The sequence below is a fragment of the Psychrobacter sp. DAB_AL43B genome (assembly GCF_900168255.1).
In the GTDB taxonomy this organism is placed as follows: Bacteria; Pseudomonadota; Gammaproteobacteria; order Pseudomonadales; family Moraxellaceae; genus Psychrobacter.
The window spans coordinates 1266550-1281879 of record NZ_LT799838.1 but is presented as its reverse complement, the minus strand read 5'-3'; the positions used below and the strand labels follow the sequence as shown (position 1 = coordinate 1281879).

The following is a 15330-nucleotide window of genomic DNA, read 5'->3' as shown; positions in this document are numbered from 1 at the left end:
GTTCATGAACTGATGATTGATTAACAGCTTCTATGCTACTTTTAATATTATCAATAATAATGGCATTAACTTGCTCTCGGATTTTACCTTTATTCTTTCGGACATTATCTTATTTTATAAAAAAATAACTACTAAACAGTGCAATTATCATTATTAACTGAACCATCAATATGGCCAGCAGAATTTTTTTTCTCTTAATGATCTCTCCTATCAACTCTAAATGCACCATATCTGTCTTTCTATAATTCTTTTTTAATAATATTTTTCTTAATTCAACACCAGTATAGGCTCCTAGATGATAAAACAATAGGAAAGAAATACGAAGGTAGTCGTCCATCTTCAGATTTTCAGTATTACTATTTATAAATTTAATAAAAAACATCCTATCTTTACTTACTTCATACTGTAACGCTAAACTTAGAATAGGAGGAATTACAAATAATAAATAAGCACCTAAAACTCCATAAATTTCATTTTTTGATTTATCCATATCGCTTAAAAACCAATAGAAAAGCAATGAGGTAAAGAATATAAATGATAATAAATGTAAAAATACTCTTATTTTTTTCACAGCTTAATTCCTAGTATAGTCACTGCACCATAAAAGAGTTATGTTTTGGATGAATATCATAAAACAATTTAGATAAGTCGTTTTCCATCCAACCTTGACGTAGAAACTTCACTTGAGCCCATTTCTTTTCAATGGGATTTAGATCAGGACTGTAAGGCGGTAAGAATAGAAGCCTGTGACCGTGCCTGTTGAGTAGTCTTTGGACTCGCTTATGAAAGCTATAGTCAGTTCAAAATAAAACTGTTATGGCCAGGACAAATATCATAAAATAATTTAGATAAGTCATTTTGCATCCAGCCTTGGCGTAGAAACTTCACCTGAGCCCATTTTTTCTCGATAGGGTTCAAGTCTGGGCTGTACGGTGGCAGCCAGAGAATACGATGCCCATGTCTATTGAGTAGCTTTTGAATGCGTTTGTTCTTATGAAACCGAGTCACTCGAGCACAGCTCTCGCCTTGCGCTCGGGCAAAGCAGTGCTTTGCTTTATCCTCGCTCATATCCATGACTATCACGCATTTGGTTTTAAGACTTGGGATCAGCGTGTGTTTGCACCAGTAGTAGAATGTGCTGCTGTTAATATTGTGCTCAAAGTAATCAAGCGCAAACAGTATCTTTTCATAGAGAGCACCGATGACGTTAGTTCGCTTTTTTGCTTGCCAGTTGTAGCGATCAATACAAGGTTTGCCTATCTGTGCATAGCCGTAAGGACGAATGGTTTCAGCCTCAAAGCCACTTTCATCCATATATACAATGGGGTAGCCTTGGTGCGTAAAACTTTCCAGCTTACCTTGATAAGTCGCTCTTTTTATCGGGCACGCTTTTGGATACTCCAGTGTCTTTTTTTTGACTGATGCCAAGACGCTTTAAGGCGTGATAAATACCTGTTTTACTACAGTTTAAACGACGTGCTCGCTCATACTGGTAATCATCAGGATGTTCTTTGACGTCATTAAGTAGCACGTCATCTGGTATTTTATAGGGCTTAGTTTGCCTGGTTATTTTGCTATGAACACGTCTCTTCCAGTTTTGTATGGTGGTTGGGCTGAGATTGTAGAATTCAGCCGCTTGAACAAAGGTCATACCCTCGTCTAAGCTTTTTAGTACTTGTCTACGAAAATCTAGTGAGTAAGTCATGGTCTTTATAATAACAATTGGATTTGATAATTAGCTTATAACACTTTTAAGTGGGTTTTACTATAGCTAACGGTCTATTGGCAATATCAGCAAACACAAGCGGCCTATTGACGATACTAGCTAACGCAAGTAACAATTTGGAATCCGTGAGCATAAACAAACACAGCGCCTGCATAAAGATAGCCTTTAATAACTGCCCATAGACCACTGGTCCACAGGTGTGTTCAACAAAAAGCAGAATTGTGGTATCTATTATGATAATAGTAAGAAATGCATATTTAACATAGCTATTTAAATACGCATTTCCATTGTGTCGTTTGTAAGCTTTGGGGCGCCTTACTCTTTCCCTTTTTATATAATTAGTAGTAGGTTGAATATCCATCGGATTGGTTTCATTAAAATACCAAATGGTTTCCCATATCTCTATAGTCATGTCTGGCATGATGTCATCTGCTTGAAAGTGCTGCAGTTCCTGACTCGCAGGTGACCACCAAAGACCCGTCTGCGGACAGGGCTTATCTGCCTCACAACGTGAAGATTCCGGTATTGCACTACTGCCACCACCACTATCAGCGATACGCTCGACTAGCATCCACGTGACCGCTGCATCACCGACAGCGTGTGTCGTATCAGGATCATAACCGACATTAGCTTCATTTGCTAACATGCCATCTAATAGCACTTGGGCACTGGCATCTGCTCGATTTGGTACATAAATGCCTGCAACAGGGACGATCTCATCTGTCTTAACGCTATATTGTTGGTTTAGGCTATAGATAGGCCTTGATTCAGGTGGATTGAGCGGTCCTCTTGATTCAATACTGTAATTTTCTATTAAACCGTAAAGACACCAGCCAAAGTAACTGGTTATTTTCATGTTAAAGGCACGTAAGCTTGCCTCTCTTTCCCATTTATAATAATCCAGTTGTTGCTGCTCAGGCATCCAGTCGATATCGTAATCCATACTGATAGCCCGAAAATCACTTTTTACATTACCGCCATAGCCTATTGCCGCTAAGTCTCCTTTTAACAGCTCTTGATAGCCGACGTTAAGACTGTCTAAAGTATTGCGTAAATTCGGCAATACCCGCTCGCCCCAGACAATATCAGGTTGTCTGTTGATAGGACGCGTACGGTAATCAAACGGTAAATCATTGACAAACAGCTCTAGAGCGTATTCAGCATATTCGCAAAAGCATCGCGCATCTCTTCAAAGTAAGCGGCTGAACTATAGCGCTCCAGTCAATAGATTTCTTGAGGTCTGATGATGTAGTTATTCATTTTTTATTGGTTCTCGTATTGTCTAATTGACATTGGCTGATAATTTCTCATCTAAGCAATTACTAACATCACATACAGTATCGAGCCAATAAACCACGTTGCATTAATAGCAATGCCTGAATACCATTTCCGCTTAACGGCTTTATTTTGCTTAGCAAAGGCTGATTGGCGCTCTGCGGTGACAGGTAAGATGTTATACGGATTGTTTTGACCATCCCACATGAGTCTGCGTTGCACTTCAGGATGTAGTGCTGAGTTGGCACTCGATTGATAAATGTTGCCTTCGGCAAGGTCTAAAAAGCTAATAGTACAAGCTCGCAACCAGCCCATAACCGTCACTTCATGACGTAGCCCTGTTAAGTCTTTGTTCTTTTTTTCTTGAGCAATGTCAGCACAGGCAAGGAGCGAGGTACTGACATCGGTTGGACAGGCGTGGGCATATCGGGGGGTCAAGCGGCAGCTCGTTTGCTGGACGTTCCATATAGGTACGGATAAACGACCATTGGTCATAAGGACTTAGCTGCATGTCTTCAAGATTGATACTTTGAACAACTTCTTTTGTTTTGGGGTCAGTCACATGCAAGTTCAGGGCTTCAAAGACAACGCCATTATTACGTCGAACCGAAGCAACAATGTCTTTGTAGTTAATAAGATGAAAAATAGGAGCTTGCTTGCGATTGTGTTCGTAATAGGCAATCTGTTGGGTGCTTTTTAATAATAAGATTTTATTGTAGTAGGATCTCTTATCTTTAAGTTGACTTAAAACCAAGTATGATCCAAAACCAAAAACTATCAGAAACAAGATAAGCATGATTATTAAAAACAACGCTGCGTATTCAAAATTCTTGACAAATATATAACTAAATATTACTACTAGAAAGAAAAAAAAACCTTGCCCAAAAATCCAACTAAAGGTATAAGCCATTAAAAAACTAACCAATTGATGTGAATTAATAATCGGATGAAACAGTAGATAATCTGGATTTACTTCATGCACATAACGGCTTAGCTTCTCTATACTAGGTATCTTTTCTCGATAAGCAGGTAAGGTTTCCTCATAAGGTCGACTAAGGAGTTTCTCGATAGGATGGGTATTATTAGGAGGATTGTAGATCATTGTTTTATTTGCAACCTTTCTTTAGTAGCTATTATTGTCTAAATAGCTAACGTCTTTTAGAGGGTATGGCGGATTGCGGCTAGTATCAGGAGTATAAGTAACAATCACCTTTGCCTTGTTAATATTATGGGGTTCAAACTTTAATAACTGCGTATCAATGAAAAACTGATGTTCTGACTCTTTTTGAGTCACTATAGGCATCAACTCCTCGATAGCCAGTGATGTGATATTACTAGCAGAGGGTTTGCCAGTGGCGGAGTTATAGAATGTCGCTTTATATAGGCTTTGTTCGCTACCATTTTTGTCAGCGACTACTTCTATAGTCAACTGGCTTGCTTTATCCCAGTTTCCAATGAGTATCTTACTTTCGAATAAGGTCAGATGCTCTCGCACACTTTCAAATACTGGTGGCAGCCTTATCTCACTATTTGAGTTTGCTTTGTGCTCCACAGGCATCCTACCTTGAAAGGTTTGCAGGCGATTATTGGCTAAAAATAAGGTGCAAGCGGTGATAAAGCCACTAATATCTTGCTCCAAACTGATAAACGCTGACTGTGTCTGGAACGGATTTATCAGATAATAGTCTTGTCCTCGCATGGCTTTATGACCAAAGACACTGTTGTCTAGCCAGTATTCTATCAAGGTATTGTTTTTATCATCAAATTTGAAGGCCAAGCGTTGAAAGACATAACTTAGCGTCATGCCAACGAACATTATTGCCAATAATGGTAACGCAGGCAGCGCAGTTGGCGATGCTATCGCTAACAACCCTAGGTTTAATCCAGCATAAGCTGAAGCACCTATCGAGAAAGCTGAACCTACTGTTAACGCTGAAGATGTTACATTACCATCATTAAACTTACGATAGCCATAAATGGCTAAACTGCCCACCTCAAATGTTGCGCCAATTATCCCTATCCACCCTGCCCGATATACCAGTCTATTTGCAAAACCGGTTTTGCCCAGTACGCCTGCGCCTGAAGCGGTAACATCCATACTAGCGGTGACCAGTGCAAGCCCTGAGCTTATTGTCCCTAACTGCACCTCCGTTAGCCGTAGCGGGTTACCTGCGTATTTCAATCTGGCAATGGCTGGCATACTGGCAATCACTGCATTTAACTGGAAATATGCGATAAAACCAGACACTACACCTATACCCCCATTCGCTACTTTTTGGACATTATTGTGCCACTTAATGGCTTCAGCTGCTAATGCTTTAGCATCTAGCTTGTCAAGGTTAATGGATCGTTGACCGTCATTTAGCTGGTTTAAGGAATCCATCCCTTTACCTGTTGAATAAGCTTCATCAAAATAGTATGCAACAAAAGTTTCAGATTGCTGCGGACTGTTAATCTTTGGAGTACGTACAATCGTAGTATCGGTAGCAGCTTCCACAACATTGGTGATACCTTGTCTAGCTTTATTAGCCTTGGCGTTAATTTTGCTAACTACTGATTTCGGAAATACTGCACCTAAGGCGAAATTTGCAAAGGCAGCCATAGTATCTGCTGTGGCCGTAATCTTTATAGGAACGACCACTACTCCTGAATGACCATAGATACTAAGTTCAAGTGTTTTATACAAAGCCCGAAAAGCTTTTGGATCGTAAAAACTGAGCTTCAATAAGTTTTGACTTAAAGTTTTGATTAATTTATCTTTGTTTTCAAGGGCACTACGTTTATTATCTACTGTAATTTTATTCAGCCAAGTTACGCTGATTTTTTCACTGATGTAGCCAATACCTGCACCTGTTGCTTCCGAAGCTCTATCTTGTTTACTAAAGTTATAGAGTATTTCAACCAACTCTTTATCTAAGCCACCGAGCGCTTTGAGTAGCCAGTTCTGGTTTATATCAATACCTGCACTAAGTTGAGGTAATAATGCTGCTTTAAACTCCTCGTCGGCAGCAACGTTACTTTTAGGTGCAGCAGTTTCAAACGCATCAAGGATACTTTGCGGTATTCCAAGATTACTATCATCAATACCGCAACCAGCAGTACAACCCGCGACTATAGCTTCGAAGCCTTTAGCTGTTTCCTCATCATGTAAAAGCTCGATATCGAAATCACTTTCTAGAACGAATTTAAACTCTTCACTAGTAATGGCTTTGACAAAGACTTGACGAGCACTAACAATTTTATTTTTAAGGTCAATTATTTTTTGAGAAGCTTTTAGATAAGACTTGTAGCTACTGATATTAATGTGGGGGTATATTAAATCATCTGGATCAGTATCTGAAAAACCTATATTGAGTAATGTCCCTACATAATCACTATCCCCCCAGTTAAATACTTTTTTATCTTCAAACTGAGTGGTCTTTATGCTCGATTTTTCAAGATTTTTTATAATCAAAGCATTAATAACTTTACGACTATGGTCTTTGTCTTCTGATATCTCACTGAGCTGGCTAAGTAAGTAATTTCGCTTCTCTGCTGCCGCGATCACTTCGCCTACAGGATCTGGTAGGGCGACCATCATGGGTTTGCTTTCAGGTAGTATTCTCTTATTCAAGATAGCAATGTTATTCATATGTTCGAACAGTTTATTAGCTATCTGACTTTGACCCTTGACCTCATAAGAGTCTGTATAACTAACTGCAGCTACTGTTTTGGAATGATCCTCTTGAGAATATGTATGTACTGCATCCGAAGACTTTTCTTGCATATTCGTTTTTGAATCAAGGCTGCCACTTTCTTTTGATAACTCTTTACGACGATAAAAACTTTCAATATAGCCTATCTCTCTATTCGTCATCTCTACTGTGTTAACATTGTTAGTTAGACTTCTACCTACAAAACTCTGCATTCGTTTGCTTCGTCGCTGTTTATCATCAGAGTACCTTTTTAGAGCCCCTTTACTCAGTTTTGTATGGCTAATCATTAACCAATTTATATCTCCTACATTTACGGTTATATATTTAGTCGCTAAGGTACTGTGCGCAGATTTTGAACAGTTAAAGGGTTGCTCGGAATCTGGATCAGCATGTTCCTCTTGATAAATATATCTATCACCGTCAGTCTTACGTTCCGTTGTCTCTAATGCATATCTTTCATATATATTCAATATACTAAAAGCGCCATCTTTACCACAGTAGTACTCAATCCATGAGTTTGTATTCTCTACATAAACGTATAAATACGTTCGATTAGGCATACTAGTAATCGCATCATGTTTACTAGATTTGTTTGTCAAAGGGTGATCAAAAAACCTTTCATCTTTAGAAGACAATTTGTAATCTAATCTACTAAAAAAAACAGGAAGTATGGGAATGCCAAACTTTTCACAATCATAATCACAATATCTAATTAAGCTTACTGGGATATCTTCGTCTTTAATTTGAACAGTGTTATGTCGTTCTCTTTCACGATCTTTTCGAGCTTGTTCTATTTCAGCTTGCTTTTGTCTTGTTAAATCTTTTTTATGATCGTTAGTCATATCTTTCATAATTTCAGATATATCTTTACTCATACCCTACCCCTTCTAACTGCTCTAAGTCTTTAACAATATTATCAATAGCCTGCTGTTGAGTCATTTGACGCTGAGCAATGAGTAATGCTTCTGATATGACTATCTTTAAAATATTGTCCGTCATGGTCATCTGATCCTTTAATTGCCGCAGTATCATATTCATCCACTCCACCTGCTCAAGCACTTGCCACTGCTGTTGACTAAATCTAAAAGGTAATGGCTTAAGTTGCTCTAATGCAGTTCGCGTACCGGTTGGATATACCTCAATAGGTGTTGGTAGCATTATCTGTCTAAAGGTATTGTTCCAGTCCACATAATGAATGTGCGCCAGTCCCAATTGATATATCTGTAGTTTTTGCTCAGCTGTCCAGATGTGGGTTAGTAGCGCGAGTACTCTTGGATCCCAGTAACGTAGATAGCGTCGTTTGTTTGAACCTAGCCCATATGCTTGTCCTATCAGGTATATACTATGTTTGAGCATTTCGGTGATTGGTTGATCAAACAGCCACAGGCAAATACTATGCGGATGATCAGATATATCATAGGTGTTTTCATATAGTGCCAATGCCAGTAGCTGCTCTAGTAAACGCTGACCAGTACTGCTATTGAGTTGAATGTCGATGAGTACTAAATCATCTTTGAAAGTATGATGAATACGTTTGATGCGCTCGAATGGCAAATCTATGCCGCAGTCTAATAAATCAAAAACTGCTGTGCCGTAAGCATTCAGATCAACAAGTACAGTAAGCTGCTGATATTGATTATCAGAAACTGTTAGATATAAAGCATTAAGTTGCTTTTGATAATCGTCAGTTGCTTGAATATCATCAAGAAACTCTACTTTTGGTATTAGCATAGCTAGACGGCTCCGCCTTTTTTGCCAGCACTCTCTGTCTTTGCAACACAGTCAGCCAGCTCATCTTGCGGCATAGTAATCGTTGGACTACTTTCACCCCCACTCCCCCAATCCACCTTACTGGCTTTATAGCCCACTTGCTTCGGTGTGATAAAGGTTACATTACCCCCTGCTATCTCAATACCGCTACCTGCCGCTTTTAGGGTCAGCGTATCAGGCGCGATAATCTCAATACTGTCTCGGCTATGGATACGTAGAACTTGCTCACTATCAAGGCGCATTTGCGCTTGATGCGCTTGTATCGTCACATCGCCATGAGCAGCGGTATGGGTCTGAGCTTTGTTTGAGTAGTAGTGAATATTGCCTGCCACCAGTTGATTCATCTGGGTTTGACTGTGATGATGGGTGTTGTCGGTGGCGTGGCTATGCGTGCTTTCTGTACTGGTATGCTGACTATGTTGTCCACTTAACAGTGCGAGATGACGCTGGGAGTCAATGAGCAGGTTGGCTTTTTGCCATTGTCCAGATTCGCTAAGCGTAATATCGTTAGTGTCTTTGCTAAACTGGGCAAACGGTGTTTGCTGTTCTGCGGTGTTATTGGCTTTGCTGCTGCCCTCTAGTCCCACTGGCTGATGAGTCTCGGCAAGCTGCGTGTAGGCTTGTTGATGCTGGTCAGCAGCTTGCAGTTTGCTATGGCTGTCATGACTCATGTGCCGCTTTGATTGACTGCCTGATTGATGGCTACTAATATGAATGCCTGTGCTGCCTTGCATATTGGCTGCGGCTTGGGTTTCGATGCTGATGCCTTGTCCACGCGCTTGACCGCGAGTGTGGTCGCTATGCTGATACAGATGTCCGATGGTTAGGCTAGACTGGAAGCTGCTGCTATAGACGTTAATCTGCGGACTGTCAGGATGAACGTCAAACATCAGCTGGTTATAACCGTTAATAAGGCTGTCTTTGGTGGCCTCGCCTGTTCGGCTGCTATCGATACTTTGGGTCTTGATGCCATCAATAGGATAAGCATGGCTTTGATTGATAAACCAAGTCGGACTGGTAGCATCAAGGGTATCGGTGTCACTGACGATGCTATTATGCTGAGCATCAGAGTTACCTTGGCCGTTATGGGTGCTGCCAATGATGATGGGATGAGTAATGTCGCCACCGATGAAGTCAATCAGGACATGTTGGCCATGACGCAAAGGATGGGTTTGTCCCATGTGGTCAGCGACTAAATGACTAGCAATGGGTATCCAATGGGCGCTGTCTTGGCTTTGATGACTGCTTTGTTCATTGCCTTCTTCTTGCTGCCAGTGATATCTAATATGAGCACGGTGGTTGCGGTCATGAGTAATGGCGCTGCTATCGGTGTCAATAATACTGGCGCTCATAAGACCTGTTAGACTCGGATGCGGTTGTCCAAGTGTAGCAAGCTGTTCCCCATAAGGAATATGATAATGGTGCGGAAATGGTAGATAACAAGCCGTAACGTGATGAACGTTGTCGTCATCATTTTCATGGTCGGTATTTGGCTGTAATGTAATAGGATCAAAGGCGGCTATACCTAGCCAATCTGCCGGAATATGATTGTTAATGTGCTGATGAATAGAAACCAGACTGACGGGATCGGTTAAATAAGGATTGCCATCGATATGATGCGCGCTTGGTAGTTTCAGGTGACGGATATTACCAGTTAAGCTGCCTAGATTGGCACGCTGCTGCGCGTTCTGCTGGTAGCGGGTGGCAAGCTTATCGAGACTGTCATCATCAAAACGGCTATGACTGTGCAAAAAGCGCTGATGCGTGCTGTTTGATGAGTCGATAGGTTGCTCGCTACTGCTACTGCCGGTATAAGTACTCATCAAGCGACTGTCATAACGATGTAGGTCGCTTTGCTGAGTATGCTGAGCAATACGCGGACGAATGGCAGTGATGCGGTCTTGTCTATCAGCAAGGTTGGCAGGGTTTTGACTTAAGATACTTTGAATACCATTTGTGTCTGGACGTAATATTTCGCCATCACTAGGTAGTAAGACTAGAGTGTGCTTGTCGCTCTCATGACGGTAGTAGCCGGTGATGCCGTAGAGGGCAAGATATTGGGTCAGATAGGCCAAATCGGTTTGGTTGTATTGCACGCTGTGCTGAATATGGTAGTTGCTGTCATCACTGAGGCGCTCGTCAATCTCAACGTTCATATCATATGGACTGATGATTTGAGTAATTAACTCACTGAGACTGAGATGATGATGACGGCGGTTATGGCTAGATAAACGTAACTGGCTTAACGTAGGCTCGCAAATAATGCGGTAGGCGGCCATACCGCTGTTGCTGCCAAGGGCTACTGCTTCGGTGATGAAACCGTGGCGGGTTTGGTTTGGCAGTAGCGTGTCACCCGTATGCCAATGAATAGCTAGGCTTTGTCCTAGCCATTGCGTTATATCCAGTCCTGCTCGTGGATGCAGTAGGGTAATGCTAATACGATAGCCGCAATAAAGAGCAAGCTGGCGCTCTTGATAAGATTGCTGTCGTTGGTCTTGATGGTATGGACTTGGATAGGTAGTAGGTGCTGGCATAAGCGCGGGCTTACTCCAGACACTGTCTGGCAATGGCATCCCAAGTAAGCTTTCAACCAAGTCAGCCTGTTGAATGAGACTGGTGGCAATATCAGGATGGGCACTACTCAGTTGCACATGCCGCTTTGTTTGAGTCCATACCATGACAAGCCCTTCTCTATCAGTCCAAAGGTGGAAAGTTTAATATTGCAAGATCACAAATTGTATATAGATTGCCAGTTAACCAAGCATTCGTTAGTAATTGATTCAGTGACTAACCATCGTCAGATGAATCACGCTTGGGTTGAATACCAATCATGTCAGAGAGCATCGCCAGCTGGTCTTCGTTTTTGATAATATGGGTGAGCCATTGGTCGAGTGGCATATCCGCCCAATCAATAGCACGACCAAGCAAAAAGGTCACCGGACTGTGCGGCTCATTGGTCGCAAAGTAGTCTTGAATTTGACCCAGCAATTTAAGCGCTTGCTGACGATTGCTTTGATGATCACGGTTACTAGGATTAAAACTGGTTGAGGTAACATTTTTTGTGCTAGCTGATTGCCCACTACTATCCGATATCGCACTGTCACTATCACCCATACTGTCCATAGTATCGGCTACGCTATCTTGAGCGGACATACTATTATCATCAGAATACTCTGGTATCAATGGGCGCAGATGTTGGGTCAGTGCCACCAATAAATCCGTGACTGGTGCGAATACTGGTGCATCCATACCCATCAGATTATTGAGCTGGTCGGTCAGTGTCTGCCACTGCTCAGTAACTGCCCTAAGATTGGCCATGAGTGCTTGTTGCCAAGTCTCACTACTGGTCTTTATGGCATGATTATAGTCACTCAGCGTTAGTTGATTGGACGTTTCGCTATCGGGGTTTTGCTGACGCTGCTTGTCATGATCACGAGCGGTTAGATAGTAGTTATAATTGTAATTTCCTGCTTTAGTATCAGCGAGCGACAGCTGTTTGATATCATCAGTGAGTGCCTTGACGAACCATGACAGCAGCCCTGCCCTGATATCCATACTGTCTTCCTCGCCATCTAGTGGCGGATACATGGTCAGCCAATACTCATCATTCAGCGCCTGTAATAGACTCAAACCCTGACTGATACCTGCTAAATGGTCGGTATGACTTAACGCATCGACATACCAAAGTGCGAGCTTCATGTCTTTACTGGTATGACTGAGCAAATCGGCACACTGATTTTTCACAAAGTCCCAATCGGCGACTTTTAGCTCAGTGACCCAATTGCCTTGCGCCAGTAATGGATCATCTTCTTGACGAGCAGCAACGATGGCATCGATACGTGGATCAAATATCAGATCTTCACCGACGCCATGATGACTGCCACCAATTGGCGCGATAAGCGCATCAATATTAATTACTAAAGAGTTATCAGTGTTCATTATAATGACTCCTCTTTAATAGCCTTTTTACTGGCTGTTTTTTTCACTATCGGCTTTTTAATGGCAGGCTTTTTAACGGTAGACTTTTTGGCTGAAATTGGTTTGCTTGGCGATTTCTCAACTTGATCTTCAGTTTCATCTTCGCTGTATTGCGCCATTTGATTGAGCGCCACGACGGCATCAGTATCGAGACGATAGGCAAAATTATCGTCCTCATCGACGAATACTGTAATCTTCTTTAGCACACTCTGACTGTCATCATGAGCAAGCAGCTGACCCGCCAGCTGCGGTAGCAAGGTATGACTGATAATCGCATCGGCATTACGTGCACCAGAATCGACCTCGTGACAACGCGATAAAATCAGCTCGATCACTTCCGGATCAATGACACAAGGGACGTCATAATTATCACGAATACGCCCAGTGATTTTATCCAGCTTTAAGCGAATAATTTCTGCCAGCGCGTCATCAGTCAATGGATAGTAAGGTATCACTGTCAGACGACCTAAAAACGCGGGTTTAAAGGCTTTGTACAGATGCGGATTAATGGCCTGTTTTAAGCTATCACTGTCGGGTAAGCTAAAGTCCGTAATACTCGGATCAGTATTGATACATTGCTGCATAACCTGCGCTGAACCAATATTACTGGTCAATAAAATAAGGGTGTTTTTAAAATCAATTAAACGCCCCTCGCTGTCTTCCATGATCCCTTTATCAAAGACCTGATAAAATAAATCCAATACGTCTGGGTGGGCTTTTTCGACTTCATCGAGTAGCAACACACTATAAGGGCGACGGCGGACAGCTTCCGTCAATACGCCACCTTCACCATAGCCAACATAACCTGGCGGCGAGCCTTTTAATGAGGCAACGCTATGTGCTTCTTGGTATTCTGATAGATTAATAGTAATGAGATTACGCTCACCGCCGTATAATACCTCGGATAGCGCCAATGCGGTTTCCGTCTTACCCACACCACTTGGCCCTACTAACATAAACACCCCTTGCGGACGGTTGGGATCATCTAGGCGGGCTTTTGCGGTATGAATCCGCTTGACGATAGCGGCGACAGAATGATCTTGGCCAATGATGCGTGCTTGCAAGGTATCAGCCAAATTTAAGATATGGTTTTTCTCATTACCTGCCATATCGTTAAGTGGAATACCGGTCCAATCTGAGATAATCTGCTTGATGACCTGCCGATCCAATACAGGATGAATAAGGCGCTGCGTTTCTTGTATCTGTTTTAGCGACTGCTCGGTATTTTGATACTCAACTTGTTTGTCCAAGCGCGCTTTTGCACTAAGCGTATCAGCAGTATTGAGCTGGCCATTTAATTGTTTATTGAGCGTATCAAGTTGGTCATTAAGCTTGCGTTGCTCATGCCAGCGGCTGGTCATATCAGCAATGCTTTGTTGGTTGGCCTGACGCAGCTCATCAAGCACCGCTATTTTTTGACTGACCTTTTCTTTTTCATCGACGCCGCCGATACGCTCAAGCTGCTGACTGAGATTATTGATATGTTGCTCTAGCTGCAACCCTTTGGCTTGTAACTTATCCAGCTGATTGGGCATGGCGGTCTTTGATAAGCTCACCCGTGCGGCCGCCGTATCTAACACGCTAACAGCCTTGTCCGGTAGTTGCCTGTCACTGATATAACGTGCCGATAGCTCCACTGCCGCCTGCAGCGCATCGTCATCTATTAATATGCCGAAATGTTCCTGCATCTTGGCACTTAGACCGCGAATCATCGCCACTGCCGTTTCGATATCAGGCTCATCGACTTTGACCACTTGGAAGCGACGTGATAATGCCGCATCTTTTTCGAAGTATTTTTTATATTCCGACCAAGTCGTCGCAGCGATGGTTCTGAGCTCACCGCGAGCCAGTGCAGGCTTTAGCAAGTTAGCCGCGTCATTTTGACCCGCCTGCCCGCCAGCACCAATGAGGGTATGCGCTTCATCGATAAACAGTATAATCGGCTGTACCGAAGCTTGTACTTCTTCGATGACTTGCTTTAGACGGTTTTCAAACTCCCCTTTGACGCTCGCCCCAGCTTGCAGTAGCCCCATGTCGAGACTACGTATCGTCACCTCTTTGAGCTGATCAGGTACTTGACCGGCGACTATCTTTTGCGCTAAGCCTTCTACCACTGCTGTTTTACCGACACCAGCCTCGCCGGTTAAGATGGGATTGTTTTGGCGACGACGAATCAAAATATCGATAAGCTGGTGAATTTCAAACTCGCGGCCAATGACTGGATCTATTTGCTCGGCATCAGCTTTAGCGGTTAAATCATAGGTATATTTATCTAATGCAGGGGTTGGCTTGGTATTTGCTTGCTCTGCGTCTAAAGACTCATGATTGTCTGTATTAGCCTCAGCATCTTTATGGGTGTTTTTATTTGCGCTTTGATTAACGTTAGCCGAGCCACTGCCTTCTGTACTGCCAAGACATTGATGCTCATAATCATCCTTTAGCGTAAAACGATCGATATACTGTAGCTGTTCAGGAAGGGCTTTTAATAATGGCTGATAACGCTCATAAGCCAATAGCACCAATAATATATGTCCGGAACGAATCTCTAGTGGGCTATGGTTATGCTCACTATGTTGGCTACTGGCCAGCTCCCATGCGTCTTCTAACAGCGCCATCAAGTCTTGACTAAATACAGGGGTTGAGCCTGTTGCCTGACCAAAAGTATTGAGCAGATCCGTTATCTCTGCTAGTAATGAATGCTGATTGATTTTATTCACTTTGAGTATTTGAGCCACATCATTGTGCGGCGTCGCAATCAGCTCATGCAATAGATGGACGGTGTCAACTTCGCGATGCCCATTATTGATACAAAGCCTAGCCGCCTGCTGCAAACACTGTCGGCAACTCGGACTCAAGCGGGTAATTACAGCTTTTAACTGGCTCATA

The 15330-nt window shown here is 42.4% G+C and carries 11 protein-coding genes and 1 pseudogene; all 12 read right to left on the bottom strand.

Translation table 11 applies throughout. The features are described 5' to 3' along the window. Positions 1-109: 109 nt before the first annotated feature. The 12 genes and pseudogenes from DABAL43B_RS05560 to tssH all read right to left on the bottom strand — a co-directional run bounded on the left by DABAL43B_RS05560 (position 110) and on the right by tssH (position 15329). Positions 110-571 carry a hypothetical protein gene (locus tag DABAL43B_RS05560; RefSeq protein WP_079691450.1) on the bottom strand — a complete coding sequence of 154 codons (462 nt, stop codon included), beginning with the start codon at positions 569-571 and terminating at the stop codon, positions 110-112. Between the two features lie 19 nt (positions 572-590). After that, positions 591-770: pseudogene (locus tag DABAL43B_RS05555) on the bottom strand (transposase); the annotation flags it as partial. Between the two features lie 25 nt (positions 771-795). Beyond that, entirely contained in the window at positions 796-1314 is a 519-nt protein-coding gene (locus DABAL43B_RS05550; protein ID WP_079691449.1) for a transposase, read from the bottom strand. A 40-nt stretch (positions 1315-1354) separates the two neighbouring features. After that, a complete protein-coding gene (locus DABAL43B_RS05545; protein ID WP_079691448.1) occupies positions 1355-1705 on the bottom strand; it encodes an IS630 transposase-related protein in 351 nt (116 codons plus the stop codon). A 46-nt stretch (positions 1706-1751) separates the two neighbouring features. Continuing rightward, on the bottom strand, positions 1752-2789 hold the full coding sequence (locus DABAL43B_RS14305; RefSeq protein WP_197684673.1) for a hypothetical protein: 1038 nt from the start codon (positions 2787-2789) through the stop codon (positions 1752-1754). A 248-nt stretch (positions 2790-3037) separates the two neighbouring features. Then, on the bottom strand, positions 3038-3439 hold the full coding sequence (locus DABAL43B_RS05535) for a hypothetical protein (RefSeq protein WP_145952504.1): 402 nt from the start codon (positions 3437-3439) through the stop codon (positions 3038-3040). Next, complete coding sequence (locus tag DABAL43B_RS05530; protein WP_079691446.1) at positions 3375-4103, bottom strand: DUF6708 domain-containing protein; 729 nt, start codon at positions 4101-4103, stop codon at positions 3375-3377. Before DABAL43B_RS05530 ends, DABAL43B_RS05535 begins: the two co-directional genes overlap by 65 nt. A 21-nt stretch (positions 4104-4124) precedes the next feature. Next, positions 4125-7571: a toxin VasX gene (locus tag DABAL43B_RS05525; RefSeq protein ID WP_079691445.1), complete on the bottom strand. Its 3447-nt coding sequence runs from the start codon at positions 7569-7571 to the stop codon at positions 4125-4127. Then, positions 7564-8427, bottom strand: a complete 864-nt coding sequence (locus DABAL43B_RS05520; protein ID WP_079691444.1) for a hypothetical protein — start codon at positions 8425-8427, stop codon at positions 7564-7566. Before DABAL43B_RS05520 ends, DABAL43B_RS05525 begins: the two co-directional genes overlap by 8 nt. Before the next feature lie 2 nt (positions 8428-8429). Beyond that, positions 8430-11144, bottom strand: coding sequence for a type VI secretion system Vgr family protein (locus DABAL43B_RS05515; RefSeq protein WP_079691443.1), 2715 nt, complete (start codon positions 11142-11144; stop codon positions 8430-8432). Positions 11145-11253: 109 nt separating this feature from the next. Continuing rightward, positions 11254-12405, bottom strand: a complete 1152-nt coding sequence (gene tssA / locus DABAL43B_RS05510; RefSeq protein WP_079691442.1) for a type VI secretion system protein TssA — start codon at positions 12403-12405, stop codon at positions 11254-11256. Further along, complete coding sequence (gene tssH, locus DABAL43B_RS05505) at positions 12405-15329, bottom strand: type VI secretion system ATPase TssH (protein ID WP_079691441.1); 2925 nt, start codon at positions 15327-15329, stop codon at positions 12405-12407. The genes tssA and tssH overlap by 1 nt, the downstream gene beginning before the upstream one ends. Position 15330: the final 1 nt, after the last annotated feature.